This is a genomic window from Pseudomonas sp. 09C 129 (assembly GCF_002843625.1).
In the GTDB taxonomy this organism is placed as follows: domain Bacteria; phylum Pseudomonadota; class Gammaproteobacteria; order Pseudomonadales; family Pseudomonadaceae; genus Aquipseudomonas; species Aquipseudomonas chlororaphis.
In genome coordinates this window covers 2,014,799-2,029,553 of sequence record NZ_CP025261.1, presented here as the reverse complement: position 1 = coordinate 2,029,553, position 14,755 = coordinate 2,014,799, and the positions used below count along the sequence as shown (strand labels likewise).

General features: G+C 64.5%; 16 protein-coding genes and 1 pseudogene. 10 read left to right on the top strand and 7 right to left on the bottom strand.

Annotation, left to right across the window (positions count from 1 at the left end; genetic code table 11):
- Window positions 1-419 precede the first annotated feature (419 nt).
- The 5 genes from CXQ81_RS09365 (at window position 420) to CXQ81_RS09345 (ending at window position 4,863) form a co-directional block, all read left to right on the top strand.
- Entirely contained in the window at window positions 420-1,352 is a 933-nt protein-coding gene (locus tag CXQ81_RS09365; protein WP_101337074.1) for a 4-hydroxyproline epimerase, read from the top strand.
- A complete protein-coding gene (locus tag CXQ81_RS09360; RefSeq protein ID WP_101337073.1) occupies window positions 1,349-2,482 on the top strand; it encodes an FAD-binding oxidoreductase in 1,134 nt (377 codons plus the stop codon). Before CXQ81_RS09365 ends, CXQ81_RS09360 begins: the two co-directional genes overlap by 4 nt.
- The gene (locus CXQ81_RS09355) at window positions 2,479-2,712 is read left to right on the top strand and encodes a 2Fe-2S iron-sulfur cluster-binding protein (RefSeq protein ID WP_101337072.1); all 234 of its coding nucleotides are present in this window, start codon (window positions 2,479-2,481) and stop codon (window positions 2,710-2,712) included. The genes CXQ81_RS09360 and CXQ81_RS09355 overlap by 4 nt, the downstream gene beginning before the upstream one ends.
- Window positions 2,709-3,974 (top strand): FAD/NAD(P)-binding oxidoreductase, encoded by a 1,266-nt coding sequence (locus CXQ81_RS09350; RefSeq protein WP_101337071.1) that lies wholly within the window; start codon window positions 2,709-2,711, stop codon window positions 3,972-3,974. The genes CXQ81_RS09355 and CXQ81_RS09350 overlap by 4 nt, the downstream gene beginning before the upstream one ends.
- A gap of 112 nt (window positions 3,975-4,086) precedes the next feature.
- Window positions 4,087-4,863: an AraC family transcriptional regulator gene (locus CXQ81_RS09345; protein ID WP_101337070.1), complete on the top strand. Its 777-nt coding sequence runs from the start codon at window positions 4,087-4,089 to the stop codon at window positions 4,861-4,863.
- Between the two features lie 24 nt (window positions 4,864-4,887).
- On the opposite strand, the gene CXQ81_RS09340 is transcribed toward CXQ81_RS09345, so the two are convergent.
- Window positions 4,888-5,661 (bottom strand): GNAT family N-acetyltransferase, encoded by a 774-nt coding sequence (locus CXQ81_RS09340; protein WP_101337069.1) that lies wholly within the window; start codon window positions 5,659-5,661, stop codon window positions 4,888-4,890.
- A gap of 127 nt (window positions 5,662-5,788) precedes the next feature.
- On the opposite strand from CXQ81_RS09340, the pseudogene CXQ81_RS09335 reads away from it, so the two are divergent.
- The 3 genes and pseudogenes from CXQ81_RS09335 to CXQ81_RS09325 all read left to right on the top strand — a co-directional run.
- Window positions 5,789-5,964, top strand: a pseudogene (locus CXQ81_RS09335) (AidA/PixA family protein); the annotation flags it as partial.
- Between the two features lie 265 nt (window positions 5,965-6,229).
- On the top strand, window positions 6,230-7,102 hold the full coding sequence (locus tag CXQ81_RS09330; protein ID WP_101337068.1) for a phosphotransferase: 873 nt from the start codon (window positions 6,230-6,232) through the stop codon (window positions 7,100-7,102).
- Window positions 7,103-7,286: 184 nt separating this feature from the next.
- A complete protein-coding gene (locus CXQ81_RS09325) occupies window positions 7,287-7,685 on the top strand; it encodes a low affinity iron permease family protein (RefSeq protein ID WP_101337067.1) in 399 nt (132 codons plus the stop codon).
- 92 nt (window positions 7,686-7,777) lie between these two features.
- Here CXQ81_RS09325 and CXQ81_RS09320 read toward each other — a convergent pair whose 3' ends face one another.
- The 4 genes from CXQ81_RS09320 to fos all read right to left on the bottom strand — a co-directional run bounded on the left by CXQ81_RS09320 (window position 7,778) and on the right by fos (window position 11,081).
- Complete coding sequence (locus CXQ81_RS09320) at window positions 7,778-8,302, bottom strand: DUF4142 domain-containing protein (protein ID WP_101337066.1); 525 nt, start codon at window positions 8,300-8,302, stop codon at window positions 7,778-7,780.
- A 138-nt stretch (window positions 8,303-8,440) separates the two neighbouring features.
- A complete protein-coding gene (locus tag CXQ81_RS09315; RefSeq protein ID WP_101337065.1) occupies window positions 8,441-9,787 on the bottom strand; it encodes a sensor domain-containing diguanylate cyclase in 1,347 nt (448 codons plus the stop codon).
- A 111-nt stretch (window positions 9,788-9,898) separates the two neighbouring features.
- Window positions 9,899-10,537, bottom strand: a complete 639-nt coding sequence (locus CXQ81_RS09310) for a LysE family translocator (protein ID WP_007922230.1) — start codon at window positions 10,535-10,537, stop codon at window positions 9,899-9,901.
- A gap of 127 nt (window positions 10,538-10,664) precedes the next feature.
- The gene (gene fos / locus CXQ81_RS09305; protein ID WP_053259904.1) at window positions 10,665-11,081 is read right to left on the bottom strand and encodes a fosfomycin resistance glutathione transferase; all 417 of its coding nucleotides are present in this window, start codon (window positions 11,079-11,081) and stop codon (window positions 10,665-10,667) included.
- A gap of 135 nt (window positions 11,082-11,216) precedes the next feature.
- Between fos and CXQ81_RS09300 the strand changes: the two genes are divergently transcribed.
- Window positions 11,217-11,426, top strand: a complete 210-nt coding sequence (locus CXQ81_RS09300) for a CopG family ribbon-helix-helix protein (RefSeq protein WP_101339394.1) — start codon at window positions 11,217-11,219, stop codon at window positions 11,424-11,426.
- A 169-nt stretch (window positions 11,427-11,595) separates the two neighbouring features.
- On the opposite strand, the gene yiaY is transcribed toward CXQ81_RS09300, so the two are convergent.
- Window positions 11,596-12,744, bottom strand: a complete 1,149-nt coding sequence (gene yiaY, locus CXQ81_RS09295) for an L-threonine dehydrogenase (RefSeq protein WP_101337064.1) — start codon at window positions 12,742-12,744, stop codon at window positions 11,596-11,598.
- A 157-nt stretch (window positions 12,745-12,901) separates the two neighbouring features.
- Here yiaY and CXQ81_RS09290 point away from each other — a divergent pair, with 157 nt between their 5' ends.
- Window positions 12,902-13,921 carry a DUF4917 family protein gene (locus tag CXQ81_RS09290; RefSeq protein WP_101337063.1) on the top strand — a complete coding sequence of 340 codons (1,020 nt, stop codon included), beginning with the start codon at window positions 12,902-12,904 and terminating at the stop codon, window positions 13,919-13,921.
- Between the two features lie 152 nt (window positions 13,922-14,073).
- On the opposite strand, the gene CXQ81_RS09285 is transcribed toward CXQ81_RS09290, so the two are convergent.
- Window positions 14,074-14,616, bottom strand: coding sequence for a helix-turn-helix domain-containing protein (locus CXQ81_RS09285; protein WP_007922237.1), 543 nt, complete (start codon window positions 14,614-14,616; stop codon window positions 14,074-14,076).
- Between the last annotated feature and the right edge of the window lie 139 nt (window positions 14,617-14,755).

Genomic DNA, 14,755 nt, shown 5'->3' with positions numbered 1-14,755 from the left:
CCGCCTTTCACCGCCTCGCAGCTTGAGGTTTTTCCCGCTCAAGCAAGACGAAATCGGCACATTTACCCAATCGTCCACCGACCTTTTCCGTCCATTGCGCCTCCTTCGACCCGCCTGCCCCCCTGCACCAGCAGCCGCACTGCACACCTGTAGCCGCTGCCGAGGTACGAGGCTGCGATCGGCTGCGCAGCAGTCGTAAACCCGGCAATTCGGTTTGTCAGAGAGACCGAGGACACAAGGCTGGCGGCCGCTTCGTCGGAATGCCGCCCAACCCGATCGCAGCCTCGTACCTCGGCAGCGGCTACAGGATGGGCGAGCCTCACCACTATGCCGATTTCGTCATCCGCCGCAGAGAAAACCCACAAGCGATGCGGCCCTTTCCCGAGCCACTCTGTAGGCCTTTTCCGTCAGGTGCTGCCATGAAAAAAATAACCGTCATCGATTCACATACGGGGGGCGAGCCGACTCGCCTGGTTGTCGACGGCTTTCCCGACCTGGGCAACGGTTCGATGGCCGAACGGCTGGCGATCCTGCAAGCACGCCACGATCGTTGGCGCACGGCCTGCGTGCTGGAACCACGGGGCAGCGATGTGCTGGTGGGGGCCCTGCTGTGCGAACCCCAGGCGGCGGATGCCTGTGCCGGGGTGATCTTCTTCAACAACAGCGGTTACCTGGGCATGTGCGGCCACGGCACCATCGGTCTGGTGCGTTCGCTGTATCACCTGGGGCGCATCGAACCCGGCGTGCACCGCATCGAAACCCCGGTGGGCACCGTCAGCGCCACCCTGCACGACGACCTCTCGGTCAGCGTGCGCAACGTGCCGGCCTACCGATACCGCAGCGGCGTCGAACTGCAACTGCCCGGCCACGGCAAAGTCCGTGGCGATATCGCCTGGGGCGGCAACTGGTTCTTCCTGATCAGCGAGCATGGCCAGCGTATCGCCCTGGATAACGTCGAAGCCCTGACCCACTACACCTGGGTCGTGCGCGAAGCCCTGGAGACCGCCGGCATCAGCGGCGCCGACGATGGTGTGATCGACCATATCGAGCTGTTCGCCGACGACCCGCAGGCCGACAGCCGCAACTTCGTGCTGTGCCCCGGCAAGGCCTACGACCGCTCCCCCTGCGGCACCGGCACCAGCGCCAAGCTGGCCTGCCTGGCCGCCGACGGCAAACTCGCGCCCGGGGCGATTTGGCGTCAGGCCAGCGTGATCGGCAGCCAGTTCAGAGCCAGCTACGAGCAGGCAGGCGAGCAGGTCATCCCGACCATCCGCGGCACCGCCCACATCAGCGCAGAAGCCACCTTGCTGATCGAAGACAGCGATCCCTTCGCCTGGGGCATCGTCTCGTGAGCCAGCCGGCCGAAGCCGACGTCCTGGTGATTGGCGGCGGCATAGTCGGGGCCGCCTGCGCCCACGAAATGGCCCGCCGCGGCCTGCGGGTGCGGGTGCTCGACAACGCCAGCGGCGGCGCCACCGGCGCGGGCATGGGCCACCTGGTGGCGATGGACGACAACCGCGCCGAACTGGCGCTGAGTCACTACTCCATCGGCCTGTGGAACCAGCTGCGCGCGCAACTGCCGGCCACCTGCGCCTACCGCAATTGCGGCACCCTGTGGCTGGCCGCAGACGCTGCGGAAATGGACCTGGCCCGGGCCAAGCAAATCAACCTGGCCCAGCACGGAGTGGCGGGCGAATTGCTCGACAGCGCGACCCTGGCTGCACTCGAACCCCTGTTGCGCAAAGGTCTTGGCGGCGCCCTGAAGATCCCCGGCGACGGCATTCTCTACGCCCCGGCCACCGCCCACTGGCTGTTGCACAACACGCCAGGGATCAGCTGCGAGCGGGCCACGGTCAGCGCCATCGCCGACCACCGCGTGGCGCTGGATGACGGCCGCGTGCTGCGTGCCGAGTACGTGGTGCTGGCCAACGGTCTGGCGGCGAAGAACCTGCTGCCGGAGTTGCCGCTGCGGCCGAAGAAAGGCCATTTGCTGATCACCGATCGTTACCCCCGGCAGGTATCCCACCAACTGGTGGAGCTGGGCTACGCCGCCAGCGCCCACGCCAGCAACGGCACCTCGGTGGCGTTCAATGTGCAGCCACGGCCAACCGGGCAATTGCTGATCGGCTCGTCCCGGCAGTTCGACAGCCTCGACCCGGCCATCGAGCCCGAAGTGCTGACCCCAATGCTGCAACGGGCCGTGGCCTATCTGCCGGGGCTGGCGCAATTGAATGGCATCCGCGCCTGGACCGGCTTTCGCGCCGCCACCCCGGACGGCCTGCCGATCCTTGGCCAACATCCACGCCACACAGGCCTGTGGCTGGCGGTCGGGCATGAAGGCCTGGGCGTCACCACCGCCCCCGGCAGCGGCCGGCTGCTGACCCAATTGCTGCTCGGCGAACGGCCGGATATCGACGCCCAGGCCTATCGCCCCGCACGCTTCGCCGAGCTGACCGCCTCCCTGACTGGAACTGCCCCATGATCATTTACCTGGACCGTCAGGCGCTGACCGTACGCGATGGCCTGAGCGTCGCCGCCGCCGTCGCCGCCAGCGGCGACCCACGTACCCGAACCTCCTGCACCGGCCAGCCCAGGGCGCCCTTCTGCGGCATGGGCATCTGCCAGGAATGCCGCATGACCATCGACGGCCGGCGCCAACTGGCCTGCCAGACCCTGTGCCGCGAAGGCATGCACGTGGAGCGCACGCCATGAGTCAACAGCGCCTGAGCTGCGACATCCTTATCGTCGGCAGTGGCCCGGCCGGCCTCGCGGCGGCCCGGGCGGCGAGCCGCAGCGATCTCTCCATCGTCCTGCTCGACGACAACCCGCGCCCCGGCGGCCAGATCTGGCGCAACGGGCCGGGCGTCACGCTCGCCGGCATCGCCCGCGACGCCTTGCAGGTGCTGGAGCATCCTCGGTTGCGTTACCTGCCGGGCACCCGGGTGGTGGCCGGCGCCGGCGCCAATGCCCTGCTGCTGGAAAATGCCGAGCAGGCTTTGCTGATCCGCTACCAGAGCCTGATCCTGTGCTGCGGCGCCCGCGAACTGCTGCTGCCCTTCCCCGGCTGGACCTTGCCCGGAGTGACGGGCGCGGGAGCCTTGCAAGCGCTGCTGAAAAACGGCCTGACGCTGGCCGGCGAGCGAGTGGTCATCGCCGGCAGCGGGCCGTTGCTGCTGGCCAGCGCCGCCACCGCCCGCCAGGCCGGCGCCCGGGTGCAGGCGGTCCTGGAGCAGGCCCCGCTGGCCGCACTGGCGACATTCGCCGCCGGGCTCTGGCGCTGGCCGGCCAAGCTCGGCCAGGCCGCCGGGCTGGCCACCACGGCCTATCGCTACAACGCCCATGTGCTCGAAGCCCTGGGTGAAGATCGCCTGCAAGCGGTGCGTATCCAGCAGGGCGAGCAGGTTCGGGAAATACCCTGCGAACGTCTCGCCTGCGGTTTCGGGCTGGTGCCCAACACCACCCTGGCCAGTCACCTCGGCTGCCAGCTGCAGGCCAACGCCATTGCCGTGGATCGCTACCAGGCTACCAGCCTGGCCCAGGTCTACGCGGCCGGCGAATGCACCGGGGTCGGCGGCAGCGAACTGGCGAGGGTCGAAGGCGAGATCGCCGGGCTGGCCGCCAGCGGGCAGACCCGGGAGGCCATCGCGCTGATCCAGCGTCGGGCCCATTGGCAGGCTTTCGCCGAGCGAGTGCGGGAAACCTTCGCCCTGCGACCCGCGCTTCTGCGCCTGTCGCGACCTGATACGCTGCTGTGCCGCTGCGAGGATGTGCCCTACGCCGAGGTAGCTGGCGAAGCGAGCTGGGCCGAGGCCAAACTGCACAGTCGCTGCGGCATGGGCGCCTGCCAGGGGCGAGTCTGCGCCACGGCGGCACAGGCCCTGTTCGGCTGGGCCGCGCCGACGCCACGAGCGCCCCTGGTGCCGGCGCGGATCGAGACGCTGCTGATGGAATCGTCGACGCCCGGCGTGAAGTGAGGCGCAGACCGTTGCCGTGGGCCGCCCGCCAACGGCGCCGCGCAATTCAAGGATGAGCCAGTAGACCCAAAGTCGCGGGGCGCGCCCCGTCCCACAACAAGAGCAGCCCTTGATGATCGATACCGCTCAGCTGCACCGTCTGCCCGAAGCCATCGCCAGCCAGGCGCCCGAGGATATTCACGGCCTGCTGGGCAGCATGGCCCTGGTGATCCCGCTGCTCGACACCCTGCCCAACGCGGTGTTTTTCATCAAGGACCTGCAGGCCCGCTACCTCACCGCCAACCTGACCCTGGCCCAGCGCTGCGGCTTCAAGAACGTCGCGCCGCTGCTGGGCAAGACCTCGGCCGAGGTGTTTCCCGCCGTGCTCGGCCCGGTCTATACCGAGCAGGACCAGCGCGTGCTGCGCCAGGGCGTCACCATCAAGGGCCAGCTGGAACTGCACCTGTACGGCAGCCGCGAACCCGGCTGGTGCCTGACCCACAAGCTGCCGCTGCACGGACGCGACGGGCAGATCATCGGCATGGCCGGCATCTCCCTCGACCTGCAGGCCGCCCGCGACGCGCACCCGGCCTACCAACGCCTGGCCGCGGTGGACCGGCATATCCGCGAGCACTACAACGAAGCGATCCGCCTCGACGACCTGACCCATATCGCCGACCTGTCCATCGCCCAGCTGGAGCGCTACTGCAAACGCATCTTCCACCTCACCCCACGGCAGATGATTCACAAGGTGCGCCTGGAACACGCTTCGCGCCTGCTGCTCGGCGAACTGCCGATCACCGACGTCGCCCTGCAATGCGGCTACACCGACCACAGCGCCTTCAGCCGCCAGTTCAAGGCGCTGACCGGCATCAGCCCACGGCAGTTCCGGCAGAACGCCACGCATTGAGCGAAGTGTTTGCCCACCACCTGCTCATTCGCGGTAAAAGGTCGTGTACCCGAACAAAGCGTCGAACCCCGCCTTCCGGTAGATCGACAGCCCCTCCTGGGAGGCCTCCAGCACACACAGGCTCATCCCCTGTTTTTTCGCATACGCCAGCGCTTGTCGAATCAGTGCGCTGGCATAGCCCCGGCCCTGGTATTCGGGCCGGGTGCCGATATCATCCAGACGCGCCACCGCCTGCCCCAACGACAGGGTCAGCGAACTGACGGGCAGCGACTGCTCATATAGGGTGAAATGCATCAACGGCTGGCCGTTTTGCAGCGCCACCCGATGCCGGGCCAGGTATTGCCCCGCTCCCGCATCACCCGACTCGAAGGCACTTTCCACGGGATCGGCCCAATCCTCGAGCAGCTCATCGGTACAGCGAATGTCGAAGCTCACCGCCACATCCGGTGGCAATTCATGGACGCTCAGATCGACCCACATCGACGTGGTTCTATCGCCTTCCAACAAGTGCTGCTCCAGCAGCAGGTCACGGACCTGCGCCACCAGGTTATCCTGCACAACCACACAAAAAGGCAGCCCCGCGCGTTCAAGAAACCCGATGCCTGCAAGCACCCCCACGGCCAGGTCCGGCCCTGTTCGCTTGACGAACAGCAGGTTCAGACTGCTGGCGACAACACCCGTGCAGTACGCCGCAAGACTATCGTTAAAATGCCAGTTTTCTTGTGAAATGGCCGAGAAAAAAAGGTCCTCTGCCTGATGATAGAGAGCGACCGTACGGGACTGCGTAACGCTGGACATCGTGTTCACTCCTAAATCTGCTCGCGCCCCCTGTGTCGCGCTCTTCAATCCACGGTAACCCCGAGCACCTGGGCCCTCCAGAAAAATTCTGTTTTAGAGTGTGAAGGTGTGTGTTCGTCGATAGAGCAACCTGATCCGCTGGCGCGAAACCAGCCTGTCGCAGAGCTTCGAAACCGCGGTGGTGTTCTACAGGTTCATCAGTGGCCAGGGCAACGGCCCCCCACTCCACGCAAGGCCACCGCCTGAATGGCGGTTCCCAACCCCAGCAACCCTTGGGTGCCCAGCTGTCAGAAAGTGGACAACTAACACGGGTCGTCCGAAATCCTGGCCTGCGGCAGGCAGAGTGCCGCGCATTGACCCCGTCTACCGGCCTACTCGGTCCAACCCCGGCCAAAACAGGCTGTGGCCGGCCAGAGGTCCTTTTCCCTCGCAAGGGCACAGAAGGCACCCGGATGAATTTCGTGAACGCCAGGACTTGCGATGAATTATGATGCGCGCCCTTTCGGCTAGCGTTTCAGCGCAGGCTCACAGCGCCCCCTCGTTCGTAATCCCAGGTCAGGAACCCTACATGCTTCACCTCAGGAGCTTCACCCGAACGCTGCATCGACAGCAGATCGATGGCGTGACCTTCCATTTCGAGCCATCCCATCGGCACGAACTGGCCCCGCTGATACGGCGTTTTCTGGCCAAGCCCGAGCAATATCCCACGCTGGATATTCCGGAAGACACCCGGGGCGTGTTCCTGCTCGAAGGCGAACGCCAATGGGTGCTCAAGCGCAACCGCCTGACTCACTGGAAAAAGCAGCTGCAGAACTTCCTCGGCCTCAAGCGCAGCTTCGGCCTGCACGACCTGACCAATGAATTCATCAATCTGTCGGTGGTATCGGGCAAATCCGCCCTCTCGCCCCAGGTCTCGGCATTTGGCTACAAGGGGCGTTTTCCGTTCCTGCGCGAAGAGTACTTGCTGGTGGGTTTCTGGGCGGATCATTGCAGCGTCGACGACCGCCTGCTGGCCCATCCCGAGCAGGCTGAAACCCTGTTGTCGGCGATCTTCCGGCTGTTCGGCCAGATGCTCGACGACGACTTCGTGCACATGGACCCCCACCCGAAAAACATTCTGCTCGCCGCCGATGGCCACCTGCGCCTGATCGACTTCGAGTGCTGCGCCCACTCGGTACTCCACCGCGACTTCAGCCTGGGTTTCCTGCTGGGTTACTTCTACCGCTTCTGGTTCCGGCGCTTCATCGCGCAGCAGGATTACGACCGACTTTGCGAGGCGTACCTGAACGCGGAGCACCCCAACCTGGATCGCACCGTCTTCCAGCCGGTGTACCGGCGCTTTCGAGACCAAACCGTCTCACGCAGCACACGCTACCGCATCCTCACCTGCGCCCGGGCACAAGCGGCGTTCCAACGTGAAATCAGCGGCTTCCACGGCTAATCCGCGATCCCGTTCAAGTGCTCTTGATGAGTGTTTTTTTCTATCGCCAAGCGGCCCCTTTGGCGGATCTATACCGGGCAACGTCAGACAGCAGGCAGGGAGCCAGCTCGACTGAAGAGAAAAAGAATTTTCCCTCTACCGCCGCTGTCTGAATTTCAGATGCCGCCGCACAGGGGAAACGCCAATGAAATTCGCCAAACTCTCGCAGAAGCTGTCGCTGTGGGCCGGCAGTCCGGGGACCTTTCTGATCGCGCTGGCATTGATTGCAATCTGGGGCATGAGCGGGCCGGTCTTTGGTTTTAACGATACCTGGCAGCTGGTCATCAATACCTCTACCACCATCATCACCTTCCTGATGGTGTTCCTGATCCAGAACACCCAGAACCGCGATAACGACATCCTGCACTTGAAGATCGACGAACTGCTGCGCGCCACCAAGGATGCGCACAATGCGTTGCTGAGCCTGGATGGGCTGGATCTCGAGCAGTTGGAGAAACTGCGCCAGGAATACAAGGAAATCGGCGAGGGCGAGCCCTTGAAGCTGGATGAACTACCGCCGGAGCAACAGCAGAAGCCGAGTTGAGTCGATGCTGAAAATGCCAGGGAGAGACGGCGACACCGGACGCGACGCGCCTTCAGGTTAGGCCCGAAGGCGCATCGGCGGTGGGACGGCACTCAGCCATCCAACTGATCCAGGGGCTGGCCAGCTTTGAGGGCCTTGGCCATTTGCAGGTGATTGCGCAGTTTCGGCAGGGTCTCTTCGGCGAAGGCCTTGAGTTCGGGGACCTCGGTGATTTCGGCCTGTTGCTGGATCTGTTCGATGGCTTCTTCGGTGGCCTTGACCTGGCTCTCGGCATAGGCGGCATCGAAGGCTTCGCCTTCCGGAACCTCGGGGATCAGCGCCTTGGCCTTGTTGATCACTTCTTCCCGGGGCGCCACGGGTAGGTCGAGTTTCCTGGCGATTTTCGCCAGGTGCTGGTTGGCGGTGGTGCGGTCGTTGATGACCACGATGGTGTAGTCCTTGACCGCCTTGGAAGAGGTCTTCTGGTGGGCCAGGCGACTGGCTTCGATGTCTGCCATGCCCTTGGCCGAAGCCTCATCGATAAACTCCGCGGGGGACTGGGCGAATGCCGCGCTGGCGCTCAGGCCGAGCAGCAGCGCGAGGCAGGTGCGGGACAGATGGGTGGCCATGAAGCTCATGGTATCGGCCTCCTTTGATCAGTTGACGGCGCACGGCGCCTGCACAGAGTGAGAGTTTTCAGGCCATCGAAGGTTTGAAAAAGTTGCATCGGCCACGACGAACGGTTGGCAAAAAAACACCCTGATCGGCCGCTTCTTTCAGGCCCGGGACGGGCTCCGCTGGGCGCGCTTGGCCGCGTACATCGCCTCGTCGGCGTGCTTGAACAGCTGCTTTTCGTCATAGCCGTGTTCGGGGAACAGGCCGATGCCGATGCTCGGCAGAATGCTCAACTGATGGCCATCCAGGCGCAGCGGCTCGTCGAGCGCCCGGCGAATTTTCCCGGCGACGATGCCGGCATCTTCCGCATGCTGGATACAGCCGAGCAGCACCACGAACTCATCGCCACCGATCCGCGCCACGGTGTCGCTCTCGCGCACGCAGGCCTTGAGCCGGTTGGCCACCGCCTGCAACAACATGTCGCCGACGGCGTGGCCAAGTGTGTCGTTGACCTGCTTGAACCGGTCCAGGTCGACGTAGAGCAAGGCCATGCGCCCGGACTCGCGACGAGCACGGGCCAGGGCACTGCGCAGGCGCTCGCGGAGCAATTCGCGGTTGGGCAACTGGGTCAGCTGGTCGTACTGGGCCATGTACTGCAGGCGCGCATGCAGCTGCTTGCGCTCGATGGCGGTGGCGAGCTGGGCGCAGACGTATTGCAGCAGCTCCTTGTCCTGCTCGGTGTATCGCTCGTCGCCCGGCGCGCTCTTGACGATCAGCGCGCCGATGGTGCCTTTCTGCGAATTGAGTGGCACCCCGAGCCAGCAGGGCGAGTACGGGGCGGCGGCATCCGACGGCGGGGACAGCGGCCCATAATTGCCGGGAGTCAGCAGCAACGGCTGGCCACTGCGGATCACCTCGGTGCACAGGCTGCCGGTCAGCGTGCCCGGCTGCTCCGGACAACGCTCGCGGTCGTCGACGTGATAGGGAAAGCTCAGCGCCTGGCATTGCTCGTCGTACAGCGCGACGGAGAAATTCAGCGCCGGCAGCCATTCACCGATGATCCGGTGCACGCGCCGGAACAACGCCAGCAGGTCCTCGGTGGCATGGGCCGCTTCGGAAATCGCATACAGCGCCGCCTGCCGCGACTCGGCCTGCTTGCGCTCGGTGATGTCGCGGGCCACGGCGATGCGCAGCTGGTCGACCTCGGACCAGCGCGCTGACCAGAGGATATGCGCGACCTGCCCGTCCTTGCGCAGGTAACGGTTCTCGAAGTTGGGCATGGGTTCGCCAGCCATGATCCGCTCGGCGGCCTGCAGCGTGCGCAGGCGGTCCGCGGGGTGCACCAGCTCGATCATGCGCCGGCCGACCAGTTCGTCTGGCGTATAACCGAAAATCCGCTCGCAGGCGGCGCTGACGAAGACGAAACGACCCTCCACATCCACCGCACAGACGGCGTCCAGCAGAAGGTCGATGAAACTGGCCAGGGGCTCGGAATTGTTGGTTGCCATCAGGGAACGACACTGCCTGTGAAGATAAAGCGCCGAGTATCAATCCCTGGGTTCCGGCAGCGGCGCAAAGCCGTTGCTTGTCCGTGGCTGTCGCAACCTTGCGGACAGCCTTTATGCCTTGTTCGCCAGCAATCCCGGAACGGCATGCAGCAAGGCGTTGATGGCAAACCCGATGAACATCACGCCGCAAAGCCGGGTGATCGCCAGCTCGTGGCGCTGATACAGGGTCCGCACCCGCCGCGCACCGACGATGCCAATCAGAATAGCGTATGCGCCGATGCCGCCGAGGAAACTGAGGAAGATCAGCCAGGGCAGCATCGACCAGTTGAGCAGCTCGGCACGACTGGACAGCAGCGCGGTGAAAGTCGCCACGGCCACCGGGTACGCCTTGGGGTTGGTCAGGCCGAACAGGATGCCGTGCCAGAACGGCTGGCGCGCCGGGCCCTGGGGTTCCTGCCCGTTGCTGCGTTGGCTGCGGATCGCCCGCAGGCCGAGCCAGAACAGATAAAGGCCGCTGAGCACGCCGAGCACATCGAAGGCGCTGCTGCCGATCTCCTTCGCGCCGACGATGGCGATCAGCGCGGTGCTGCACCAGATCACGTCGCCCAGCAGATGCCCGCAGAGAAAGCCGGCCCCGGCGCGCCGCCCGCGCGCCGCGCCGATACCGAAGACCGCCAGCACGCCCGGCCCGGGAGTAATGCCGTAGATAAAGCCCGAGGCGAGAACGGCCAGTAACAGCGAAGAAGTCATGCCACACTCCGAAGCGCCGAAGGTGGCGCGGTTTTGATCGCAGGATTCTGCCGGCTTGCGCGCCCCCGCACCACCCCATAATGGTCGCCATAACGACAGCCAGCCGTCTTGAAGCGGCGGCGAGCGGTCATTCGTCGGTAAAGATCGTCATCCCGGCATAGGGCTGCTGCCGGCAGGCGCGCAAACGCGAGGCCAGATCGCCGACATGGGCTTCCAGCTGGTGGCCGTCGGGGTCGAGGAAATAGAACGAGGCGCCTTCGCTGCGGTTGTCGCGCCACTCCCGCACGCCAGCAGCCCGCAGGCGCTGGACGAACGCCAGGAAATGCCCGGCCTCGATGCCGAAGGCATAGTGGGTGTAGTCCGGCACTTCGGCCAAGCGGCGCGACGGGTCCAGCGACAGGCACAGCCACAGGCCCGGCAGCGACAGATAGGCGCCGCTGTCCCAGCTGGCATCCAGGCGCAGGCCCAGCAGGTCGTGGTAGAACCCCAGGCTGCGGTTCAGGTCGGTCACGGCGAGGGTCAGATGGTTGAGGCCGGTCAGCATGCAAAGTCCTTGTAAGAGGAAGGTCCTGAATCGTCTTGAATCAAAGCAGCGCTCGCACTGGACGAATGGCTCTGGCGGCGAGCCACGGGTGGCGATGTAGTGTGCTGCATCACAAACCACTACATCGAGATCACCCTGTCCGTCATGTCCTTGCGCCTGCCCGATGATCTTGCCAACTCCCTGGCTCACTTGGCCAAGGCGACAGGCCGCAGCAAGTCATTCCTCGCTGTGGATGCACTGAAAGAATATCTGGCCCGCGAAGCCTGGCAAATCGACGAGATCCAGAAAGCCCTGACTAAAACAGAGGCAGGCGACTTCGCCTGGTTCCCAATCGTCCTTACCTGATCCCCTACCGCGTACGTCAGGGACGCCTGCAGATACTGCGGATTTTCCATACCCGGCGCTTGCCGCCTGCCGGTTGGCAAGGCGACCGCCAATAGCTCGTGCATTGGGGCCTGCGGCGGTGCGCCCAGGACAGCAAGGGCCCGAGCGCGCGGTAGAACATCTGTAGGTATCAGAACGCGCTGCGGAAGATCTCTTCGATCTGGCGCTGGTCGGCGGTGCGTGGGTTGGTCAGGCCGCAGGCGTCTTTCAGGGCGTTGGCGGCCAGGACCGGAATGTCCGTCAGCTTGGCGCCCAGGTCACGCAAGCCGCTGGGGATCTCGACATCCCGGGCCAGGTTGCGAATGGCGCTGATGGCTGCCTGCGCGCCCTCCTCCGGGCTGAAGCCACGGATGTCCGCGCCCATAGCGTGGGCCACGTCGGTCAGGCGCCCGGCGCAGACCATGGCATTGAAACTCTGCACATGGGGCAGTAGCACGGCGTTGCACACGCCGTGGGGCAAGTCGTAGAAACCGCCCAGCTGGTGCGCCATGGCATGCACGAAACCCAGCGACGCATTGTTGAAGGCCATGCCCGCGAGGAACTGGGCGTAGGCCATGTTTTCCCGGGCGACCAGGTCGTTGCCGTCGTGCACCGCCTGGCGCAGGTTCTGGCTGATCATGGTCATGGCTTTCAGCGCGCAGGCATCGGTGATCGGGTTGGCCGCGGTGGACACATAGGCTTCGATCGCGTGGGTCAGCGCGTCCATGCCAGTGGCGGCGGTCAGGCCCTTGGGCATGGCGACCATCAGCGCCGGGTCGTTGACCGACAGCAGCGGCGTGACGTTACGGTCGACGATGGCCATTTTCACGTGGCGCTGCTCGTCGGTGATGATGCAGAAACGGGTCATTTCGCTGGCGGTGCCGGCAGTGGTGTTGATGGCGATCAACGGCAGTTGCGGCTTGGCCGAACGGTCGACACCCTCGTAGTCGCTGATATGCCCGCCATTGGTGGCGCACAGGGCGATGCCCTTGGCGCAGTCATGGGGCGAACCGCCGCCGAGGGAGACCACGAAGTCGCAGCTGCTCTGCTGCAATTGCGCCAGGCCCTTCTCGACGTTGCCGATGCTCGGGTTGGGCTTGGCGCCGTCGAAGATCACCGAATCGATGTCCTGCATCGCCAGCTTCTCGGCAATCATCCCGGCCACCCCGGCCTTGGCCAGGCCGGTGTCGGTGACGATCAGCGCCTTGCGAAAACCGTAGTTGCGAATCGCGACCATGGCCTCGTCGAGACAGTCGATACCCATGATGTTCACGGCGGGAATGAAAAAAGTGCTGCTCATGGCGCGTCCTCCAGGCTGGGATTGGATCAGCCGTGCCGATCCGGCAAATGCGCACAGGATCGACCCATCGGTCACGCGCGTTGTTGATCTGGCTCAAGGGTCGGTCGTGATAAAGTCGGCGCCCTGTACACCTTCTGCCTTGAGACGACGAACCGCGATGATGGATTTCCAGGAATTTGATGCCGACCTTGAAGACTGGAACGCCTTGCGCGCCAGCACGCCGATCACCGGCCTGCTGATCGGCAACGGCGCCAGCCGCGCGGTGTGGGAAGACTTCGCCTACGATTCGCTGTTCGAGAACGCCCGCACCGTCGAGGAAAAGCCCCTGAGCCCCTCCGAGCTGAGCGTGTTCGAAGCCCTGCAGACCCGCAGTTTCGAACAGGTGCTGGGCGCGCTGAAGACCACCAGCCGGGTCAACAAGGCCCTGGCCGTCAGCTCCGCGGCGCCGCGCAATCGCTACTACGCAATCAAGGAAGCGCTGATCAATACCGTGCACGCGGTGCACATTCCGTGGCGCCTGGTACAGCCGGCGACGCTGTCGCAGATCAACCAGGAACTGCGCCGCTACCGCACGGTGTTCACCAGCAACTACGACCTGCTCAACTACTGGGCGATCCAGCACGATGCCCAGGGCATCGACGACCTGTTTCAGGGCGCCGACCCGAGCTTCGACATCAGCCAGACCGCCAGCGAACGGACCCGCGTGCTGTACCTGCACGGCGGCCTGCATCTGGTGCGCAACCAGGACGGCACCGCGCGCAAGCTGGGTTCCACCGAAGGCACGCTGCTGGGCAACTTCGCCATCAACAACACCCTCAAGACCCTCGACGATGTGCCGCTGTTCGTCAGCGAGGGCCCGGTGGCGGACAAGCTCAAGACCATTCGCGGCAGCGACTACCTGTCGTTCTGCTACCAGCAGTTGCTGAATCACAGCGACGCGCTGTGCATCTTCGGCCACGACCTCGGCTCCCAGGACAGCCACCTGGTGAGTGCCATCCGCCAGTCCAAAGTGCGGACCCTGGCGATCTCGATCCAGCCGCGCAGCAAGGCCTTCATCCAGAACCAGAAGCGGCGCTACGCCAAGCTGTTCGCGGGGATGGAAGTGACGCTGCGCTTCTTCGATTCGAAGAGCCATGCGCTGGGCGATCCTGCGCTGTCGGTGCCGGTCGAGCGCTGAAAGATCGCGGGCAGGCGTCTGCGGAGCGCCACCTCTGTAGCCGCTGCCGAGCCCGCGAGGCTGCGATCGACCCCGAAGGGGGCGCACGGTGTTGAGATCGCTGAAGGCCTTCGGCCTTATCGCAGCCTTCGGCAGCGGCTACATCGTGTCCCTTATTCCTCGCCGCTGTGCACCACCACCAGCAACTGCGCCTGCACCTCGCCCACCGAGCGCAGGCGGTGGGGTTTCTGCGCGTTGAAGTGCAGCGCGTCGCCCCGGTTGAGGATCACCCGCTCGTTCATGAAATCCACTTCCACCTGCCCTTCGTGGACAAACAGAAACTCCTCCCCCAGGTGTTCCTTGAAGCTCTTGTCGGTGAACTCCCTGGGCGGGTAGATGATGAACGGCAACAGGCTGCGCTCGCTGACCTGATGCGCCAGCACCGCATAACCCGGCGCCTGGTCGTTGGCCGCCAGCGACTGGCGTTCGTCGCTGCGCACCAGGCTGTAGCTGTCGAGGCTGACCTTGTCTTCGGCGAACAGCTCCTCGACGTTCACGTTCAACGCCTTGGCCAGTTTCAACGCCGCGGCGATCGAGGGCGTGTTCAGGCCGCGCTCGACTTTCGACAGGTAGCTCTTGGTCATGCCGGATTTCTCGGCCAGGGCCTCCAGCGTCACGCCAAGTTTTTTTCTCAATAATTTCAAACGGATAGACATGTAGAACGGTTAACCCATCAAGGAGGCGACGATTTGTCCTTGCCAATGACACAAAGTGTCATATAGCCTCTTTAGTGTCATTTGCTTTCACCCAACGACCTTGCGAGCAGCGGGGGCTGGCAAATCCGACGTCCATTGC